Below are 18,761 nucleotides of genomic sequence, written 5' to 3'. Positions count from 1 at the left end.
CACGACAGGAGAGCCGATGTCCGAGTCCGACCAGAGCCGCGTGCTGCCGAGGAACAACACCTACGCGCAGGCCACCGAGTCCGTGCTGCGCGAGATGATCCTCGACGGCTCCATAGGACCCGGCCAGCGGCTCAACGAGGTGACCCTCGCCTCGTCGCTCGGCATCAGCCGGGGCCCGCTGCGGGAGGCGATCCAACGCCTCACCAGCGAGGGGCTGCTGACCGTGATCAGCCACCGGGGCGCCTTCGTGCGGACGTTCTCCCGGGACGAGATCGTCGAACTCTACGAACTGCGCGCCGCGTTGGAGCTGCACGCGGTGCGGCTGGTGTGCGCGCGGGCCAGCGACGCGGAGCTGGAGGACCTGGACGCCCTGCTCTCCGACACCGAGAGCCGGATGCGGGAGTCGACCGGGCACACCTACCCGCAGGAGCTGGACTTCCATCTGCGGCTGGTGCTGCTGGCCGGCAACCAGGCGCTGATGCGCAGCGCCCTGGAGGTGCACCGGCAGCTGTCGTTGGCCCGTTCCATGTCCGGCCAGCGCCCGACCCGCGCGCGGGCGGCCGTCGTCGAGCACGCCGAGCTGGTGGCGGTGCTGCGGGCGCGGGACCTGGAGCGGGCCACCGCGCTGATGATCCGCCACCTCGACCACTCCATGGCCAGCGCCATCGCGGTGCTGGGACTGCCAGGCGACGAGGACGCCCCCACGACCCGACCCGACGAGCGGCGCGGCGTGGACGGCGCCGTCGCACCCGACTGAAGCCAAGAACACCGATACGCGAGTGAAGGCGAGCATGAGAACGACGACCAGGCTGCGGCAACTCCTCGAGCGCGACGAACGGCCGCTGATGCTGCCGGGTGCCCCCAACGCGCTCACGGCCAGAGTGGTCGAGCTCTCCGGGTTCGAGGCGGTCTACGTGTCGGGCGCCGGGGTGACCAACACCCAGCTCGGGATGCCGGACCTGGGGCTGCTCAGCCTTCCCGAACTGGCCGGGCAGGTCGCCGCGATGGCCGACGCGGTCCCCCTGCCGCTGGTCGTCGACGCCGACACCGGCTTCGGCAACGCGCTCAACGTGCAGCGCACCGTGCGGACCCTGGAGCGGGCCGGAGCGGCGGCCGTGCAGATCGAGGACCAGGTCAGCCCGAAGAAGTGCGGCCACTTCGACGGCAAGGAGATCGTCTCCACGGCCGAGATGGTCGGCAAGATCCACGCCGCCGTCGACGCCAGGAACGACCCGGACCTGCTGGTCGTCGCCCGCACCGACGCGCGGGCGCTGGAGGGGATAGAGGCCGCCTGCGAGCGGGCCGCCGCCTTCGTGGAGGCCGGCGCCGACGTGCTCTTCGTGGAGGCGCCGACCAGCAGGGAGGAGATGCGGTACATCACCGAGACGGTGCCGGGCCGGCACGTCGCCAACATGGTGGAGGGCGGGCGCACCCCCCTGCTGTCCCGGGAGGACCTCGCCGACCTCGGCTTCTCCGTCGCGCTCTACGCCAACGCGGCGATGCGCGGCGCGGTCCTCGGGATGCAGGCGGTGCTCGACCACCTCGCGCGGCACGGCGACACCCGGGAGGCCGCCGACCTCATGATCAGCTGGACGGAACGCCAGGAACTGGTGCGCAAGCCACACTTCGACGCGTTGGACCGCCGGTACGCCGAGCGGCCCGGCGCCGAGGAGACCGACCCGGACGCCCGCACGGACGCCCCCGAGTAACGGAGCCCTGATGAACGAGTACGACCTGCGGCTGACCGGCGGCCGCGTCTTCCTGCACGAGAGCGGGCTGGTCGACGCCGACCTGCTGATCCACGAGGGCCGGATCGCCGGCATCGTCGAGCCGGGCGCGCCCGGCGCCCCGGCCGCCGCCCGTGAGACCGTCGACCTGAGGGGCGCGACCGTGCTGCCCGGCGCGATCGACCCGCACGTGCACCTGGGCAAGGACATCCGGGTGCCGAAGGACCGCGACGACGCCGAACGGGAGACCGCGTCGGCGGTGGCCGGCGGGGTCACCTCGATGCTGGTCTACCTGATGAGCTCCGAGCCGTACGAGGAGGTGCACGCCGCCTCGCGCCGCGCCATGGAGTCCGGCACCCACACCGACTTCGGCTTCCACTTCGTGCTCGGCACCGACGAGCACGTGCGGGCGGTCCCCGACTACGTGCGGGAACTGGGCGTCTCCAGCTTCAAGTTCTTCATGAACTTCCGCGGCGACGAGGGCGCCTACCTGGGGATGCCGGGCAACGACGACGGCTTCATGTACGACCTGCTGGGCATCACCGCCGACCACGGGGCGATGGTCAACCCGCACCCCGAGAACATCGAGATCGTCTGGAAGCTCAAGCAGCAGCCCAGGGACGAGTCCCGGGGCCCGCTGCACGCCTGGCACCTGACCCGCCCGCCGCTGGTGGAGGCCGAGGCCGAGCAGCGCGTCGCCTATCTGGCGGCGGCCACCGGCGCCTCGGCGTACGCGGTGCACACCTCCAGCGCCGCCGGGCTGAACGCGATGCGGATGCAGCGCTCCGCCTACCCGAACCTCTTCGTCGAGACCTGCACCCACTACCTGACGCTGACCACCGGCTCCTCCTGCGGCACCTACGGCAAGGTCAACCCGCCGCTGCGGCCCGAGTCCGACCTGGAGGCCCTCTGGGAGGGGATCGCGGACGGCAGCGTCGACACCGTGGGCTCGGACCACAACGCGCGGCACCGCTCGTTCAAGGAGAAGGACATCTGGTCCGCCTCCGCCGGCTTCCCCGGCACCGGAGTGCTGCTGCCGCTGACCCTGGGGGAGGGGCTGCGGCGCGGGGTGCCGCTCTCCCGGCTGGTGGACGCCACCAGCACCCGTTCCGCGAAGCTCTTCGGGCTCTACCCGCGCAAGGGCGTGATCCGGGTCGGCGCGGACGCCGACCTGGCCGTGGTCGACCTGGAGGGCGAGACCACCATCGCCGCGGAACGGCAGCACTCCGCCGCCGAGTACACCCCGTGGGAGGGGCGGAAGGCGCCGGTCCGGGTCGTCCACACCCTGGTGCGCGGCCACTTCGCCGTCCGCGACGGGGAACTCTCGCACACCCCCCGGGGCGCCTACCTGCCCCGGGCGCACAGCGGCGCCTCGGCCCTGGCCGCCGCGGAGAAGGAGCAGTCACGATGAGCGATTCCACGCACCCCGACCGCGACGCGGGCGGCGCCGAGCAGCCCTGGACCGTGGGCGGCGCCGGGGTGATCGACGCGGAGACCAGGCACCGCTACGAACTCGCCGGCTTCGGCCGGCCCTCCGGGCTCGGCACCCGGCCCGCGCTGCTGATCATCGACGTGCAGTACCGCACCGTCGGCACCCGGCCGATGCCGTTCGAGGAGGCCACCGGCGAGTTCACCACCAGCTGCGGGGAGACCGGCTGGGCCGCCGTGGAACGGATCGGCACCCTGCTGCGCGTCTTCCGGGAGAACGGCTGGCCGGTGCTGTACCCGCACGTGGCGCCCAAGCGCGGTTACGACGCCGGCCGGCTCGGCGCCAAGGTCCCCGGCATCATGGAGATCCCCGAGCACGGCTACGACTTCGTCGCCGAGGTGGCGCCCGCCGAGGGCGACGTGCTGCTGCCCAAGCGGCACCCCAGCGCGTTCTTCGGCACCCCGCTCACCAGCTATCTGGTGGAGGCGGGCGTCGACACCCTGGTCGTCACCGGCTGCACCACCTCGGGCTGCGTGCGCTCCAGCGTCGCGGACGCGTTCTCCTACAACTTCCGGGTCGCCGTGCCCAGCGACGCGGTGTACGACCGCAGCCCCGTCGTCCACGAGGTCAACCTCTTCGACATGGCGCAGAAGTACGCCGACGTCTCCACCACCGAGCAGCTGCTGCCCCGGCTGGCGGCGCTGCGCGACGACCGTAACCAGCGGAACCAGCCGAACGAGCAGCGCACCGAGGGGAGTCGGCGATGAGCGACCGGAGAAGTGACGTGGGCGAGGACGTGGACGTCGACGTGGTCGTCGTCGGGGCCGGCGGCGGCGGGCTGACGGCCGCCATCGCGGCGGCGGAGGGCGGCGCGAGCGTCGCCCTGCTGGAGAAGCTGGAACGCTGGGGCGGCAACACGTTCGTCTCCACCGGCTCCATCCCCGCCGCGGGCACCCGCTACCAGAAGGCCGCCGGCATCGAGGACGACCCGGAGCGGATGACCGCCGACCTGCTGCGGCAGAGCGGCGCGCACGACGCCGAGCACCTGGTCCGCTTCCTGGCCGAGGAGTCCGCCTCCCTGGTGGAGTGGCTGGTCGAGCGGCACGCCGTCGACCTGCGGATCATCACCGACTACAAGCACGTCGGGCACAGCGTCCAGCGGCTGCACGCCCCGCCGGACCGGCGCGGCGAGTCCCTGGTCAAGGACCTGACGGCCGCCGCCAAGCGGCTCGACGTGGACGTGGTCACCGGGAACCCGGTGCGCGAGCTGCTCGTCGAGGACGGCCGGGTGGTCGGCGTCCGGGTCGCGGGCGACCGCGCCGGTACCTACGAACTCCGGGCGCACGCCGTGGTGTTGGCCGCCAACGGCTTCGGCAACAACAAGGAGATGATCGCCCGCTGGATCCCGGAGTCGCTGCGCGCCCAGTACTTCGGCGCCGAGGGCTCCACCGGCGAGGCCATCGCCTGGGCCGACCAACTGGGGGCCAGGCTGCTGAACATGGGAGCCTTCCAGGGCTACGCGGCCGTCGCCTACCCGCACGGCTCCATCGTCAGCTGGACCTCGGTCGAGAAGGGCGGCTTCCTGCTCTCCCCGGACGGGCTGCGGATGGGTGACGAGAGCGTCGGCTACTCCGGCTTCGCGCCGGTGGTCGCCGGGGTCGCGGAGGAGAGCTGGGTCGTCTTCGACACCCGCGTCCGGGACTTCATCGCCGGCAACGAACCGGAGTTCGCCGAACTCGTCGAGGCGGGCGGCGTCAAGGAGGCCGCCACGCCGGAGGAGGCCGCCGCGATCATCGGCTGCCCGCCGGAACGGTTCGCGGAGGCGGTCGCCGACCAGCAGCGGGCCGCCGAGAGCGGCGGGGCGGACGCGACGGGCAGGACCGACTTCCCGATGGGCCCGCTGACCGCGCCGTACTGCGTGGTCCGCTCCGTTCCCGCGCTCTTCCACACGCAGGGCGGGGTGGACGTCGACCGCGCGTCGCGCGTCCTGACGGAGGCGGGGGAGCCGATCCCCGGGCTGTACGCGGTCGGAGGCGTGGCGGGGGGCCTCTCCGGCCGCTCCGGCGCGCGGGGCTACTCCTCGGGCAACGGCCTCCTCTCGGCCGTCGGCCTCGGCCGCGTGGCCGGCGCGGCTGCGGCTGGCGCGGTCGCGGCTGGCGCCGCCGGCCTCGGGAGGCGACTGCCGTAGCGGTTGGTGCGGTGGGTTGTCGTCCTCGGCCCGGTGGTGGGTTGCTCGCGCAGTTCCTCGCGCTCCCAAGCCGCCCGCCGGCGGAGAAGGGGCGCGGGGAACTGCGCGGTGCGTGGGTGGCGGGGGTCAGTCGACCACGGTGCCGCACCGGCCGGGTGGGTTGTCGTCCTCGGCATCGCCGGAGGCGCCCGCCGCGGTCATCACCTGGTCGAGGACCTCGCGACTCGCTTCGAGACGGGCGATCATGCGGTCCAACCGGGCCCGTTCCACGGCCAGTTCGGACAGCAACGTCGGGGTCGCCGTCTCCGAGGGGCCGCCGTCCTCGTCCCTGAGGCAGGGCAGCAGCTCCGCGATCTTCGCGCTGCACAGCCCGGCGGCGAAGAGTTCCTGCACACGGATCACCCGATCCACCGCCTTCTCCGGGTAGCGGCGCTGGCCGCCCGCGGTGCGTTCGGCGGCGAGCATCCCCTGCTGCTCGTAGTAGCGCAGCGACCGTTCGCTGACACCCGTGCGGCGGGCCAGTTCGCCGATCCCCATCAGACCGGCGTCACTTGAACCTGACACCGATGTCACCTCCTACCGTCCCGGCATGACGCACACGGACACGCCCACGAACGCCGGGCTTCTCACACCGTATTCCCTCGGTCGGCTCAGCCTGCCCAACCGGCTGGTGATGGCACCCATGACGCGCTACCGGGGCACCGAGGACGGCCGGCCGCAGCCGTTCGTCGCCGACTACTACGCCCAGCGCGCCGGGGCGGGGCTCATCGTCACCGAGGGGCTGTGGCCGAGCGCCGCCGGGCAGAGCGGCTGGCGGATCCCCGGCATGGCCGACGCCGCGCAGGCCACCGCCTGGCGGGCGGTGACCGACGCGGTGCACGCGGCCGGCGGCCGGATCTTCGCGCAGCTGATGCACGGCGGCCGGCTGGGCCACCCGGAGGGACGCGTGGACGGCAGCCGGCCCGCCGGCCCCTCGGCCGTCGCCGCGCCGGAGCGCGTCGTGCTGCGCGACGGCAGCCGCCAACCGTCGGCCGTGCCACGGGAGATGACCGAGGAGGACATCGCGCGGACGTTCGCCGAGTACGCCGAGGCCGCCAGGCTGGCGGTCACCACCGCCGGCTTCGACGGGGTCGAGCTGCACGGCGCCAACAGCTATCTGCCGCACCAGTTCCTCGCCGACAACACCAATCTGCGCACCGACCGCTGGGGCGGTTCCCCGGCCAACCGGCGCCGCTTCCCGCTGCGCCTGGTCCGCGCCGTCGTCGACGCGGTGGGGGCCGAGCGCACCGCGCTGCGGCTGTCGCCAGGCAACCCGCAGTTCGGCATGGTCGAGGCGGACCCGGCGCCGGTCTACCGGCCGCTGGTCGAGGAGTTGGACGGTCTCGGCCTGGCCTATCTGCATCTGACCGACAACGACCGCTACCCCGCGCTGGCCGACCTCGGGCCGCGCTGGACGGGAACGCTGGTGGCCAACGTCGGCGAGAACGGCCCGGCCACCACCCGCGCGCAGGGCGAGGCGCTGATCGCCGAGGGACGGGCCCAACTGGTCTCCTACGGGCGGGCGTTCCTCGCCAACCCCGACCTGCCCGCCCGGTTCGCCGCCGGCGCCCCGCTCAACGAGGTCGTCCCGGAACGGCTCTACGGATGGGGCCCCGAGGGCTACACCGACTATCCGGCCCTCGCCGACGGCCCCGAGCCGGCGGCGCTAACGGACGCCGGCCGATGACGGGCGGCGCGACGGCGGGTGCGGCGGCGGGGGCGCGTACGCCGGGCGCGGGGGCACCGAGGGGCGCACGGGCACCGAGGGGCGCCCCGGCGCTAACGCCGAGGGTCCGGCGGGCGGCGTCGGCGGCCCCGGCGGCCGGGGCGGGACGGCCGGCGCGGTCGGGACGGCCGGCCCCGCCGGCTCCTCGGACGCGGCCGGTGCCGCCTCCTCGCCCCGGTTCAGCTTGGCGAGCTCGGCGTTGAACTGGGCGCCGGACAGCAGCGCCAGATTGGAGACCCACAGCCACACCAGGAAGACCACGATCCCGGCCAGCGAGCCGTAGAGCCGGTTGTAGGTGGGGACATGGGAGGCGTACAGCGCGAAGCCGGCGGAGGCGACCAGCCACAGCAGCACCGCCAGCGCCCCGCCAGGCAGCGCGCGCTGCGGCGAGCGGGACTCGTCGGGGCCGGTCCTGAAGACGACGAGGACCAGGGTGGCGACCAGCACGACGAGCAGCGGCCACTTGAAGACCGTCCACGCCGTGCTGCCGCCCTCACCCAGATTCAGCACCCGCCCTATGGCCCGCACCGCCTCGCCGCTGAGGATCAACGCCGCCGCGCTGGCGACCAGCAGCCCCAGCAGCCCGAGCGCGGTGAGCGTGGTGCGGGGGATGGTCCGCCACGGCGGGCGGCGGTCGGCCACGCCGTGCATCGCGTGCAGCACCCGGCGGAAGATGCTGAGGTAGTTGTACGAGGCCAGCATGGAGCTGAGCACGCCGACCACGATCAACACCCAGGCGCCCGCGCGCTGTTCGGTGACGTCGGTGAGGGCGGTGTAGACGTCCTGCCGCGAGTTGGCCGGGACCAGCGCCGAGACGTGGCCGATCAGCTCGGGCCCGGCGGCCGGGTAGGCCATGCCGATCAGCGAGAGCGCGACGAAGAGGGTGGGGAAGACCGCCAGCACCGAGTAGTAGGTGAGGGCGGCGGCCCAGTGGTCGATGTCGTCCCGCCACAGCGAGACCGGGGTGCGCCGGAACGCCACCCACCAGCGGCGGCCACCGCCGTCGTTCGTCCGCCCGTCCTCGGCCCGACTCACCTGCTCGCCGCCTCCACCACCTGGGCCAGCCACACGGCCAGCCCGGCACAGACCGCGGTCAGCGCCGGCAGGCGCCGCTGGGACCAGTGTCCCTGAACAGGCCGCCCCCGCCGCGCACCGGCCCCCCGGCGCGCGGCACCGCCGTGCCCTTCCTCACCACGCATTCCGCCGCTCCCGTTCCGTTCCGTCCGTTTCCCCCAGCCGCCGGCGCGCCGTCACGGTGCGCGCCGTCACCGTACGCGACGCGTCACTGGACGCGCGGCTCGTCGTCCTCCAACTCCTCGTCGGGGAGGCGGACGTCGACGATCGAGACGTTGACCTCGATCACCTCAAGGCCGGTCATCCGCTCCACGGCGGAGATCACGTTCTCCCGCACCTCGCGCGCCAGGTCGCTGATCGGCACGCCGTACTCGACCATCACGTCCAGCTCGATGGCGGTCTGCCGCTGGCCGACCTCCACCTTGACGCCGCGGGAGACCTGGGCGCGGCCGCCGGGGACGCGGTCGCGGACGGCGCCCAGGGTGCGGGAGAGGGTGCCGCCGAGCGCGTGCACGCCGGGGACCTCGCGGGCCGCCATTCCGGCGATCTTCTCCACGACGCCGCCGGCGATCGAGGTGCGGCCGCGGGTCGCGGCCGGCTCCTGGGTGCCGGAGGTGCCCTCGCTCACCGTGGTGTTCGCGTCCCGGCCGGTGCCCGCCGTCTGGCGGGGCAGCCGCTCGTCCTCGGTGGCGCTCCGGTCCTGGGCGGTCTCCGCGGCGCTGTGCGAGGCTGTCTTGGTTGCCATGGCTGCCTGCCTTTCGTCGGTCGGGCCGCGACCGGGTGCTCGGTCGCGCTCACACCTGGTAGGACACGGGAGTCCGGGAAACGTCACGCACGTTTTTTGACACGGTCGTGTTTCGGCCATGGCGCGCGCCCGGCCGCCTCGGGTAGAGCAGGGGTGGAACGGTGGCGCGAGAGGTCCAGTGAGGAGCGAGGGGTGGCGATCGACGCCGACACCGGAGCGGAGACCGGCAACGACGGCGGGGCCGACGACGCCCTGCTGGCGGCCCGTGCCCGCGAGGGCGACGAGGCCGCCTTCGAGGCGCTGGTGCACCGGCACGGCCCGGTGCTGCTGCGGCTGGCCGGGCAGTTGCTCGGCGGGCGGGGCGGCGTCGGCGCCTCGGCGGACGCGGAGGACGCCGTGCAGGACGCGTTCGTCAGCGCGTGGCGGCGACTGCCGGAGTTCCGCGGGGACGCGGCGTTCCGCAGCTGGATGTACCGCATCGTGACCAACCGCTGTCTGAATCTGCTCCGTGCCGGTCGCCCGACCGACCCGTTGGAGGCGGTCGCCGAGCCGCAGGCGCCGGAGGCGCTGGCGTCCCCGGCGCGCGCGGTGGAGAACCGGGCGGCGGTCCGCGCGCTGCGCGACGCGCTGGGCGGGCTCTCGCCCGAGCAGCGGGCGTGCTGGGTGCTGCGGGAGTTCCACGGGCAGAGCTACGACGAGATCGCGCAGGCGGTCGGCATCACGCGACAGGCCGTCCGGGGTCGGCTCTTCCGAGCCAGGCGTTACCTGATGGAGGCGATGGAAGCATGGCGCTAGAGGGAGCGGGCGCCTCCGGAGGCGGCGAGGAGCCGCACGTGGAGCGGGCCCCGGACGAGGAGATCCTGGACTGCGGCCGGCCGCTCGCCGAGCTGTGGGAGGCGTGGGACGAGGGCAGGGCCGCCGCCGACCCGCACATGCGGGAGTGCGCGTCCTGTCGCGCGGCGCTCGCCGAGCTGCGCGCGCTGGGCGAGGTGGTGGCCGCCACCCGGGCCGCCGAGGAGCGCGCGCCCGCGCCCACGGGGCTCGCCTCGCGCGTGACCACCCGGGTGATGGAGATCGTCCGGCTCGAACTGCGCCCCGGCCGCACCCTGCCGCTGGGGGAGCCCAACGAGGACGCGTGGATCGTGGAGGCCGCCGTGGCCCGGGTCTTCCGGGAGGCGGTGGAGGAGCTGGGCGGGGTGCGCGTCGGCAGCTGCCGGATCGCACCGCTGGGCGCGCACACCTCCGGGCAGGGCCCGCCGCGCGGACCGGTGGCGGTGCGGATCGAGATGGTGGCGGGACTGCGGTGGACGGTGCCCGAGCTGGCCGAGGCGGTGCGGGCGCGGCTCGCGGTGGCCGCCGACGAGGAACTGGGCCTGGAGGTGCGGACGGTGGACGTGCATGTGCTGGATCTGACGGACACCCTTCCCGGCGGCGAGAGGCGGCCGCGGTGAGCGGGAGCGACGGCCGGGACCGGGTGCGGGAGGCGGTCGGGGTCGCCGTGCGCGGGGTGGAGGGCGTGGCGTTCCCCGCCTCGGGCATCGCCGGGCTGCTGCGCGGACGCGCGGGCGGGCGGGGCGCCGGCGGGGTGCGCGTCGATCCGCTGCCGGGCGGCGGGTGGCGGGTGGAGGTGTCGGTGGGCGTCGTGCGGGGCCACCGGGCGGTCGACGTGACCCGCGCGGTGCGGCGCGCGGTACGCGGCGCGGTGGCCGAGACGGCGCCGGGGACACCGGCAGGACCGCTGGGCGTCACCGTGACCGTCACGAGCATCACCTGAGCTTCGCCGGGCGGCGGGTTTGCCGACCGCTCCGGATCGTTCGCCGATCGAACGGTGCCGCTTCGCGCAGGGTGCCGACCGTTTCCTTTCGGCGGACGAAGGGCGCGGCAACCGCGGCTTAACGCGGCGCGATCCGCGCGTGGTCCGCGCTTCGCCCGCCCGCCCGGTCGCGGCCATCGGATCGCCAGCCGGGGGCCAGGACGGGGCCAGCCGCCCGTAGACCGCGCTGGCTGCACTCGTGGGCATGACGCAGATTCCGTCCCCCACCGACGAACTCCGAGTCGCCGCCCGCCGGATCGACCGCCGCCGCTTCCTCACCGTGACCGGCGCCGCCGCCGCGGTCGCGTTCGCCGCGAACCTGCCGAACACCGCCCACGCCGCGCCCGCCGCCGACGGATCGGCGCTGGAGAGCGACCCGTTCACCCTCGGCGTCGCCTCGGGCGACCCGCTGCCCGACTCCGTGGTGCTGTGGACCCGGCTGGCCCCGCTCCCGTTGGAGCCGGACGGCGGGCTGCCGGCCGAGCCCGTCGAAATCGCCTGGGAGGTCGCGCGGGACGCCGGCTTCACCCGGCCGGTCGCCTCCGGAACCGAGGTGGCGCACCCCGAGTTCGCGCACAGCGTGCACGTCGAGGTCGCCGGGCTGGCACCCGCCACCACCTACCACTACCGCTTTACCACCGGTCCCTGGTCATCCACCACCGGCCGGACCAGGACGGCGCCCGCGCCGGGCGCGCTCCCGGCCGCCGTGCGCTTCGGACTGGTCTCCTGCCAGCGTTACGACCAGGGCTTCTACACCGCCTACCGGCATCTGGCCGCCGAGCCGGAACTGGACGCGGTGCTGCACCTCGGCGACTACCTCTACGAGTACGCGGTCGACGCCACCGCCGGCGTGCGCGGCACCCCGGTGCCCGCCCACCTGAACCGCGAGACCCGCACGCTGGAGGACTACCGCACCCGTTACGCGCTCTACCACTCCGACCCCGACCTCCAGGCCGCGCACGCCGCGCACCCGTTCATCGTCACCTGGGACGACCACGAGGTGGACAACAACTACGCCGGCGCGGTCTCAGAACAGGGCGACCCCGTCGAGGAGTTCCTGGTCCGCAGGGCCGCCGCCTACCGCGCCTACTGGGAGAACATGCCGCTGCGCGCCCCCCAGCTCCCCGAGGGGCCCGACCTGCGGCTGCACCGCAGGCTGCACTACGGGCGCCTGGCCCAGCTCGACATCCTGGACACCCGCCAGTACCGCGACGACCAGGCGCACGGCGACGGCTGGCAGGTGCCGGGCGAGGAGGCGGCCGACCCGGCGCGCACGCTGCTCGGCGCGGAGCAGGAACGCTGGCTGGCCGACGGCTGGCGCGCGTCGGAGGCGGTGTGGAACGTCGTCCCGCAGCAGGTGACGGTGGCCCGCCGCCGCGACCGGCTGACCGGCCCCTGGCCGCTGTCCATGGACGCCTGGGACGGCTATCCGGCAGCCAGGGAACGGCTGTGGGCGGCGGCGGAGGAGGCCGGTGTCGAGAACCTGGTGGTGTGCACGGGCGACGTCCATGTGCACTACGCCTTCGACCTGAAGGCCGACTGGGACGACCCGGACTCCCGCACGGTCGGGGTCGAGCTGGTCACCAGCTCGATCACCAGCGGCGGGGACGGCGCGGAACGGCCGGCCAACTGGGAGGCGTTGACCGGGGCCAACCCGCATCTGCGCTTCTACGACGGGCGGCGCGGGTACGTGGTGGTGACCCTGGACGCGGACGAGGCCCGCGCGGAGTACCGCGTGGTCGACCGCGTCACCACCCCCGACGCGGACGTCGCGACGGCCGCCACGTTCACCACGACGGCGGGGGAGCCGGGCCTGCGGCCGGCCTGACCGCGGCCGAGGCGCCGACCCACGCGGGGGGCGGGCGGGGGCGCTCCGCCACAGATGAGACGCGTTTCACTTCGGCGTCGAGGGCCCCCGGGCGGCCCTCCCGGGGGCCCGCCGCCCGCCGGGCGGCGGCGGAGGCCGGTGCGTCAGGACCGCGCTGGCCAGCGGAAACGGGCGGGCGGCTGGCGCGGTTGCGGTGGTGTTCTTCCACCGGGAACGCGTCATTCGTCCGGCCGTTATGGGGAGGCGGCGACCCTCGAACATGGGATGATTGGATCGTCCTAACGATTCCCGGAGAGGTGCATGACTCAGCTCGGCCAGAGCCCAACGGCCGTACCAGGTTCCGACGTTCGTCCCCCCAACGCCACCGAGATATCCACCGGAGCCACCCCCGGGATATCCACGCCCTCCCTTCCTCCTCCGCTCCCCACCCCGCAGCTCAGCAAGCGCCGCAAGGCGGGGCTGCTAATCGTCCTGATCCTGGGCAGCCTCTCGGCCCTGCCGCCGCTCTCCATCGACATGTACCTGCCGGCGCTGCCGGAGGTCGCCGACTCGCTGGGCACCGGCGCCGCCACCATCCAGCTCACGCTCACCGCCTGCCTGTTGGGCCTCGGCCTCGGCCAGCTCATCGTGGGGCCGATGAGCGACCAGCTCGGCCGCCGTTGGCCGCTGATCGCCGGCATGGCCTGCTACGTGGTCGCCTCCGTCGCCTGCGCGTTCGCGCCGACCGTCGAGGTCCTGACGGCCTGCCGGTTCGTGCAGGGCCTGGCCGGCTCGGCCGGTGTCGTGATCGCGCGGGCCGTCGTCCGCGACCTGTACTCCGGGGTCGCGATGGCGCGGTTCTTCTCCACCCTGATGCTGGTCTCCGGCGTGGCGCCGATCCTCGCGCCCGTCTTCGGCGGCCAGTTGATGCGGGTGACGGACTGGCGCGGGATCTTCCTGGTGCTCGCCGGCACCGGCGTGGTGCTGATCTTCGTGGTCATCCGCTGGCTTCCCGAGACCCTGCCGCCCGAGCGTCGCCAGAGCGGCGGCGTGCCGGCCGCGCTGCGCGCCATGGGCGGGCTCTTCAAGGACCGCGTCTTCACCGGCCACCTGCTGGTCGGCAGCCTGGTCTTCGCCGCGCTCTTCGCCTACGTCGCGGCCTCGCCGTTCGTGGTGCAGGAGATCTACGGGGCCTCGCCGCAGACCTACAGCATGGTCTTCATGGCCAACTCCGTGGCCCTGGTGCTGATGAGCCAGGTCAACGGGAAGATCCTGGTCGGCCGCGTCCCGGTGCACCGCACCATGTCGATCGGGCTCGGCATGATCACCCTCTCCGCCGTCGCGCTGCTGGTGATGACGACCGGCGTCTTCGGCGAGGCGAACCTGCTGGCGATCTCCGTCGGCCTCTTCTTCCTGATGGGCTCCATGCCGCTGGTGCTGCCCAACGCCAACTCCGAGGGGCTGGACCGGGCGCCGCACGCGGCGGGCGCGGCCTCCGCGCTGCTGGGCGCGTTCCAGTTCTTCATCGGCGCGGTCGCCTCCCCGCTGGTGGGCGTCGCCGGGGAGCACACCGCCGTGCCGATGGCCGTGGTCCAGCTGGTCGCGGTGCTCGCCGGAGCCCTGTGCTACGTCACGATGTGCCGGCCGAAGCGGTCCGCCGCCCGGCCTACACTTCCCGGGTGACCAGCACCTCCGACCAACTGCGGGCCTCGCTCGAAGGGCTGCTCGCCGGGCTGCCGCCGCGCCGCGCGGCGGGCGCCGTCGAGCGGCTGATGGCCGGGTACCGGGGCGCCGCCCCGGGCCCGGCGCCGGAACTGCGCGACCGGGCCGACGCCGTCGCCTACGCCGCCTACCGGATGCCGGCCACCTTCGAGGCGGTCTCGGCCGCGCTGGCCGCCTTCGCGGCCAGGCTCCCGGACTGGACCCCGGACAGCCACCTCGACCTGGGCGGCGGGACCGGCGCCGCGACCTGGGCCGCCGCGGGGGCCTGGCCGGCCGCGCGCCCGACCCTGGTGCTCGACAGGGCGGGCCCCGCGCTCGACCTCGGCCGCGAGCTGGCCGGGGCGCCGGCCGCGCCGCCGGCCGTGCGCGCCGCGGAGTGGCGCCGGCACGCCATCGGCGCCGAGCTGCCCGCGGCCGAACTGGTCACCGTCTCCTATGTGCTGGGCGAGCTGCCCGAGGCCCAACGGGAGGCCGCGGTCGAGGCGGTGGCCGCCGCCGGGCGGGCCGTGGTGCTGGTGGAGCCTGGCACCCCGGACGGCTATCTGCGGGTGCGCGCCGCCAGAGACCAGCTGCTGGCCGCCGGCCTCACGGTGCTCGCGCCGTGCCCGCACGGCGCGAGCTGCCCGCTGACCGCCGGCGAGGACTGGTGCCACTTCGGCACCCGGGTCAACCGTTCCGCGCTGCACCGGCGGGTCAAGGGGGGCGAACTGCCCTACGAGGACGAGAAGTTCTCCTATGTCGCGGCCTTCCGCGACCCGGCGGACACCGGCGGGGGAGAGCCGCGGGTGATCCGTCGCCCCCGGCAGCGGAAGGGGCAGGTGCTGCTCGACCTGTGCCTCCCGGACGGCACGACCAAGGCCCGTACCGTCACCAAGCGGCACGGCACGGAGGCCTACCGGCTGGCTCGGGACACGGCGTGGGGCGACCCGTACGCCCTGCCGGGCGGCTGACCCGGCGACGGTGTCCTTGCCGGACGGGCGGCGGCGTCTGTAATCCGCGCCCCGGTGGGCGGTTTGGGGGCGCGGGGAACTGCGCGAATGCTGGGTGGCGGGGGTTGGTCGACTACGGAGCTTGGTGGTTGGGTGGGTTGTCGTCTGCGCCCCGGTGGTGGGTTGCTCGCGCCGTTCCCCGCGCCCCTGCTCTGCCGGTGGGCGGCTTGAGGGGCGCGGGGAACTGCGCGGTGCATCCGTGGCGGGGGGAAAGACGACCACGGTGCCGCGCCGGCCCGGATGGGTTGTCGGATGCGGGCCGGCGGTCAGCCGTAGCAGCGGAGTTCGTACAGGGCGGCCGACGGGTCGCCGTTCGTGGCCTGGACGACCACCCGCACCCGGCGCGCCCGCACCGGCTCCGGCAGCTCGTGGCGGCGGCGCGGCTGGTGGTTGCCGGTCACCGTCACCACCGGCCGCCACTCGGCGGGTTCGCCGGGGGCCGCCTCGGTGACCTCGACCGTGTAGTCGCGGGCGCACTGCGGGTCCCGGTAGAACGGGCCGTACACCTCGTAGTCCCGGATCAGGTGACCGGCGAACGTCAGCTGGACCGTGCGCAGCGCGACCGGTTCGTCCCACTCCGCGGCCACCCACTGCGGCAGCGGCACCGCCGGGTCGGAGCGCCAGAGGTTCACCGAGCGGTGCGGCCTGGTCTCGCCGCTGAGCACGTTCCCCGGGCCGTAGCAGCGCTGCGGCGGGGAGACGCGGAACGCGGCGGTGACCCCGTCGCGGAAGCGGCGCAACTGGCCGCTGGCCATCTGGAACGCGCTGACATGGCCCGGCTCGACGCGGCTGGCCGTGTGCCAGCGCACCCCGGGCGTGGCCGCCAGGTCCAGCCGCAGATAGCGGTGGCCGGTGCCGGGCAACGCCTCGGCCGCCGCCGCGCCCCCCAGCTCGGGCCGCCACGGGAGCCAGTGGTGCCGGCCCGGCGGCACCCGCAGCGTGGTGGTGGCCAGCGGCTCCCGGTCGACGCGGTAGTCCCAGATGTGGTCGACGGGCAGCAGCGAGACGGCGACCTCGCGTTCCTCGTCCCCGTCGTTGCTCAGGCACACCTCGATCTCGCGCAGCGTGAAGCGGCCGTCGGCGACCTCGGCGCCGATCCACTGGCCCCGGCGGGCCGTCAGCTCGTCGGCCGGGTCGTCGGGCCCGAACTTCCGGCGGCGGTCCCAGCCCTCCGCGCGCCACGGGTCGTGCGGTCCCGCGCCGTGCAGCACCGCCTCCGAGCTGGCCTGGACGGCGCGCGCCCGGCGGGCGAGGTCGTCGGCGTCGGTGTTGAGGACGTTCGGCAGGAAGCAGCCGTCCCGCAGCAGCGTCTGCTGCACCTCGTCGACGGCCTCCGCCGGCACCCGCGCCGCCGTCAGCCCGCGGCGCACCGCGACCGCGGCGGCCGTGCCGGCGGCCTGGCCCATCAGCGCCGTGGTGTTCTGCACCCGCACGGAGCCGAGCGCCACATGGGTGGCGCTCACGTTCCGGCCGGCCATCAGCAGGTTGTCCACGTCCTTGGCGGTCAGGCTGCGCAGCGGGATGCCGAACGGCCCGACGTAGGCGGCCACCGCCGCCGACGCCGACGGGTCGTGGCCCTCGGCGGCCGTCGGCTCGCTGGTCGGGGCGAGCAGCCCGCCGGGGGTGTGCAGGTCGATGTTCCAGCCGCCGTAGGCGATCTCGTCCTCGAACGGCTCGGCACGCCGCAGGTCGTGCTCGGTCATCAGGTGCTGGCCCATGATCCGGCGGCTCTCCCGCTTGCCCGGCAGTTGGCCGATCCAGTCCAACGCGTAGGTGGCGGCCCGCTCCCTCAGCTTCGGGTCCTTGTTCTTGATCCAGTCCCAGACGCCGAGCGCGTGCCGGGTCAGCTCGTGGCGGATGCGCTCGTTGTCGCGGATGGTGTGCCACGGCACGCCGATCTCGATCCACCAGAAGCCGCCGCGCAGCGTGCTGGGCCGCCGGCCGCCCCGGTAGAAGAACGAGGCGTCGTCGTACTCGACGGCCCAGGACGGCGGTTCGAACGCGACCGGGTAGCCGACGTCCCGGGTCTTGAAGTGGATGGAGGAGCCCATCACGTTGTCGTTGGCGGCCGGCGGCGCGTGCGGCTCGTCGAACTCGTCGGCGCCCTCGGTGCCCATCCGCCACTCGCAGCCGGCCAGGTCGGCCACCACGCCGTCGCCGGTGCAGTCGACGAACACGTCGCCGGTCAGCGTCAGTTCGGTCTCGGCGTGGGCGGTGCGGGCGGTGACCGAGGTGATCCGCCCGCCGGCGACGTCGACGCCGGTGACGGAGGTGTTGAGATGCAGCGTCAGTCCCGGGGTGTTCATCACCAGGTCGTACTGGACGAGGTCCCAGACGCCGTTGGTCCAGCCGTTCTCGAAGATCTCCTCGTGGTTGGCGGCGCGTTCGGCCGCCAGCAGCTCGGAGACGACGCCCGTCTCGCGGGCGTACGCGTGGTAGATGGCGGCGCCGCGCGGCACCACCCGGATCTCGGACGAGCTGTTGCCGCCGAGGACGGGGCGGTCCTGCACCAGGCAGGTGCGGGAGCCGTGGCGCGCCGCCGCGACGGCGGCGCTCAGGCCCGCCAGGCCGCCGCCGCAGACGACGACGTCGTGGTTCTCGGTGAGGTGGTGCATGGGGAGTGTCTCCTTGGGAGGGTTCAGCCCTTGACCGAGCCGGTCGAGATGCCCTCGACCAGGTGCTTCTGGAAGAGGACGAAGAGCACGAAGACCGGCAGCACGGTCAGGACGGACATGGCGAACAGCTGGCCGTAGCTGGAGTCGCCCATCGAGTTGAGGAACATCCGCAGCCCCAGCGGGACCGTGTACTGGCTGCTGTCGTTGAGGTAGACCAGCTGGCTGAAGAAGTCCTCGTAGGTCCAGATGAACGTGAAGGCGGCCGTGGTCACCAGCGCCGGCCGCAGCAGCGGGAAGATCAGGCGCCGGTAGGTCTGGAACGGGTTGCAGCCGTCGATCGCCGCGGCCTGGTCCAGCTCGGGCGGCAGCGAGCGGATGAACTGCACCATCAGGAAGACGAAGAACGCGTCCGTGGCCAGGAACTTCGGGATCACCAGCGGCAGGATCGTGTTGATCCAGCCCAGCTCGTGGAAGAGGAAGTACTGCGGGATCAGCACCGCGTGGTACGGCAGCATGATCGTGGCCAGCATCAGCGCGAACCACAGCTTGCGGAACCGGAAGTCCAGCCGCGCGAAGGCGTAGGCCGCCATCGAACAGGCGAGGACGTTGCCGATCACGGCGAGCACCGAGATGGTCAGCGAGTTGAGGAAGTACGTACCGAAGTCGCCACCGGCGCTCCAGCCCTCCGTGTAGTGCTCGGTGGTCGGGTTGCCGGGGACCGGTGAGGAGCCGCCGAAGATCTCGTTCTCCGGCTTCAGCGAGCTGCCCGTCATCCACAGCAGCGGGTAGACGGTGACGAACGCGCCGGCGGCGAGCGCCGCGTGCAGCGCGAAGCGGCGCCAGGACGGTGCCGTGGTGCCGGCGGGGCGGTTGAGCACGGACATCGG

Annotated in this window: 17 protein-coding genes; 12 read left to right on the top strand and 5 right to left on the bottom strand. The window is 74.0% G+C overall.

Annotated features, from left to right (window positions below; all coding sequences use genetic code 11):
• Positions 1 to 16 precede the first annotated feature (16 nt).
• From CRP51_RS02355 to CRP51_RS02335, 5 genes are read left to right on the top strand one after another with little or no spacing between them, the layout of a single operon-like run.
• Positions 17 to 757, top strand: coding sequence for a GntR family transcriptional regulator (locus CRP51_RS02355; RefSeq protein WP_097229217.1), 741 nt, complete (start codon positions 17 to 19; stop codon positions 755 to 757).
• Positions 758 to 791: 34 nt separating this feature from the next.
• Positions 792 to 1,709, top strand: a complete 918-nt coding sequence (locus tag CRP51_RS02350) for an isocitrate lyase/PEP mutase family protein (protein ID WP_097229216.1) — start codon at positions 792 to 794, stop codon at positions 1,707 to 1,709.
• A 10-nt stretch (positions 1,710 to 1,719) separates the two neighbouring features.
• Positions 1,720 to 3,138, top strand: coding sequence for a dihydroorotase (locus tag CRP51_RS02345; RefSeq protein WP_097229215.1), 1,419 nt, complete (start codon positions 1,720 to 1,722; stop codon positions 3,136 to 3,138).
• Entirely contained in the window at positions 3,135 to 3,923 is a 789-nt protein-coding gene (locus CRP51_RS02340) for an isochorismatase family protein (protein WP_097229214.1), read from the top strand. The genes CRP51_RS02345 and CRP51_RS02340 overlap by 4 nt, the downstream gene beginning before the upstream one ends.
• Complete coding sequence (locus tag CRP51_RS02335; protein ID WP_097229213.1) at positions 3,920 to 5,344, top strand: FAD-dependent oxidoreductase; 1,425 nt, start codon at positions 3,920 to 3,922, stop codon at positions 5,342 to 5,344. The genes CRP51_RS02340 and CRP51_RS02335 overlap by 4 nt, the downstream gene beginning before the upstream one ends.
• 126 nt (positions 5,345 to 5,470) lie before the next feature.
• On the opposite strand, the gene CRP51_RS02330 is transcribed toward CRP51_RS02335, so the two are convergent.
• Positions 5,471 to 5,881, bottom strand: coding sequence for a MerR family transcriptional regulator (locus CRP51_RS02330; protein ID WP_097229212.1), 411 nt, complete (start codon positions 5,879 to 5,881; stop codon positions 5,471 to 5,473).
• Positions 5,882 to 5,933: 52 nt separating this feature from the next.
• Here CRP51_RS02330 and CRP51_RS02325 point away from each other — a divergent pair, with 52 nt between their 5' ends.
• Positions 5,934 to 7,070, top strand: coding sequence for an alkene reductase (locus CRP51_RS02325; RefSeq protein WP_097229211.1), 1,137 nt, complete (start codon positions 5,934 to 5,936; stop codon positions 7,068 to 7,070).
• On the opposite strand, the gene CRP51_RS02320 is transcribed toward CRP51_RS02325, so the two are convergent.
• Together CRP51_RS02320 and CRP51_RS02315 are read right to left on the bottom strand one after the other, a co-directional pair.
• Positions 7,050 to 8,144 carry a YihY/virulence factor BrkB family protein gene (locus CRP51_RS02320; protein WP_141514527.1) on the bottom strand — a complete coding sequence of 365 codons (1,095 nt, stop codon included), beginning with the start codon at positions 8,142 to 8,144 and terminating at the stop codon, positions 7,050 to 7,052. The two genes, CRP51_RS02325 and CRP51_RS02320, sit on opposite strands and share 21 nt — an antisense overlap.
• 247 nt (positions 8,145 to 8,391) lie before the next feature.
• Positions 8,392 to 8,928: an Asp23/Gls24 family envelope stress response protein gene (locus tag CRP51_RS02315; protein ID WP_097229209.1), complete on the bottom strand. Its 537-nt coding sequence runs from the start codon at positions 8,926 to 8,928 to the stop codon at positions 8,392 to 8,394.
• A 192-nt stretch (positions 8,929 to 9,120) separates the two neighbouring features.
• Here CRP51_RS02315 and CRP51_RS02310 point away from each other — a divergent pair, with 192 nt between their 5' ends.
• From CRP51_RS02310 to CRP51_RS02285, 6 genes are all read left to right on the top strand, one after another.
• Positions 9,121 to 9,723: an RNA polymerase sigma factor gene (locus CRP51_RS02310; protein WP_097229208.1), complete on the top strand. Its 603-nt coding sequence runs from the start codon at positions 9,121 to 9,123 to the stop codon at positions 9,721 to 9,723.
• Positions 9,714 to 10,379 carry a hypothetical protein gene (locus CRP51_RS02305; RefSeq protein ID WP_097229207.1) on the top strand — a complete coding sequence of 222 codons (666 nt, stop codon included), beginning with the start codon at positions 9,714 to 9,716 and terminating at the stop codon, positions 10,377 to 10,379. The genes CRP51_RS02310 and CRP51_RS02305 overlap by 10 nt, the downstream gene beginning before the upstream one ends.
• Positions 10,376 to 10,702, top strand: a complete 327-nt coding sequence (locus tag CRP51_RS02300) for a hypothetical protein (RefSeq protein ID WP_097229206.1) — start codon at positions 10,376 to 10,378, stop codon at positions 10,700 to 10,702. Before CRP51_RS02305 ends, CRP51_RS02300 begins: the two co-directional genes overlap by 4 nt.
• Before the next feature lie 244 nt (positions 10,703 to 10,946).
• Positions 10,947 to 12,569, top strand: coding sequence for an alkaline phosphatase D family protein (locus CRP51_RS02295; protein WP_097229205.1), 1,623 nt, complete (start codon positions 10,947 to 10,949; stop codon positions 12,567 to 12,569).
• 300 nt (positions 12,570 to 12,869) lie between these two features.
• Entirely contained in the window at positions 12,870 to 14,231 is a 1,362-nt protein-coding gene (locus CRP51_RS02290) for a Bcr/CflA family multidrug efflux MFS transporter (RefSeq protein ID WP_097229204.1), read from the top strand.
• Positions 14,228 to 15,220, top strand: coding sequence for a small ribosomal subunit Rsm22 family protein (locus CRP51_RS02285; RefSeq protein WP_245880310.1), 993 nt, complete (start codon positions 14,228 to 14,230; stop codon positions 15,218 to 15,220). The genes CRP51_RS02290 and CRP51_RS02285 overlap by 4 nt, the downstream gene beginning before the upstream one ends.
• Positions 15,221 to 15,525: 305 nt before the next feature.
• Here the strand turns inward: CRP51_RS02285 and CRP51_RS02280 are convergent, their stop codons facing one another.
• Both CRP51_RS02280 and CRP51_RS02275 read right to left on the bottom strand, forming a co-directional pair.
• On the bottom strand, positions 15,526 to 17,874 hold the full coding sequence (locus CRP51_RS02280; RefSeq protein ID WP_097229203.1) for an FAD-dependent oxidoreductase: 2,349 nt from the start codon (positions 17,872 to 17,874) through the stop codon (positions 15,526 to 15,528).
• A gap of 23 nt (positions 17,875 to 17,897) precedes the next feature.
• The gene (locus CRP51_RS02275) at positions 17,898 to 18,758 is read right to left on the bottom strand and encodes a carbohydrate ABC transporter permease (RefSeq protein WP_097229202.1); all 861 of its coding nucleotides are present in this window, start codon (positions 18,756 to 18,758) and stop codon (positions 17,898 to 17,900) included.
• Positions 18,759 to 18,761 lie beyond the last annotated feature (3 nt).

Source organism: Streptomyces zhaozhouensis (genome assembly GCF_900230195.1).
Lineage (GTDB): Bacteria > Actinomycetota > Actinomycetes > Streptomycetales > Streptomycetaceae > Streptomyces > Streptomyces zhaozhouensis.
Note: the sequence above shows the minus strand (reverse complement) of the source record. Positions and strands in the feature narration are given on the sequence as shown.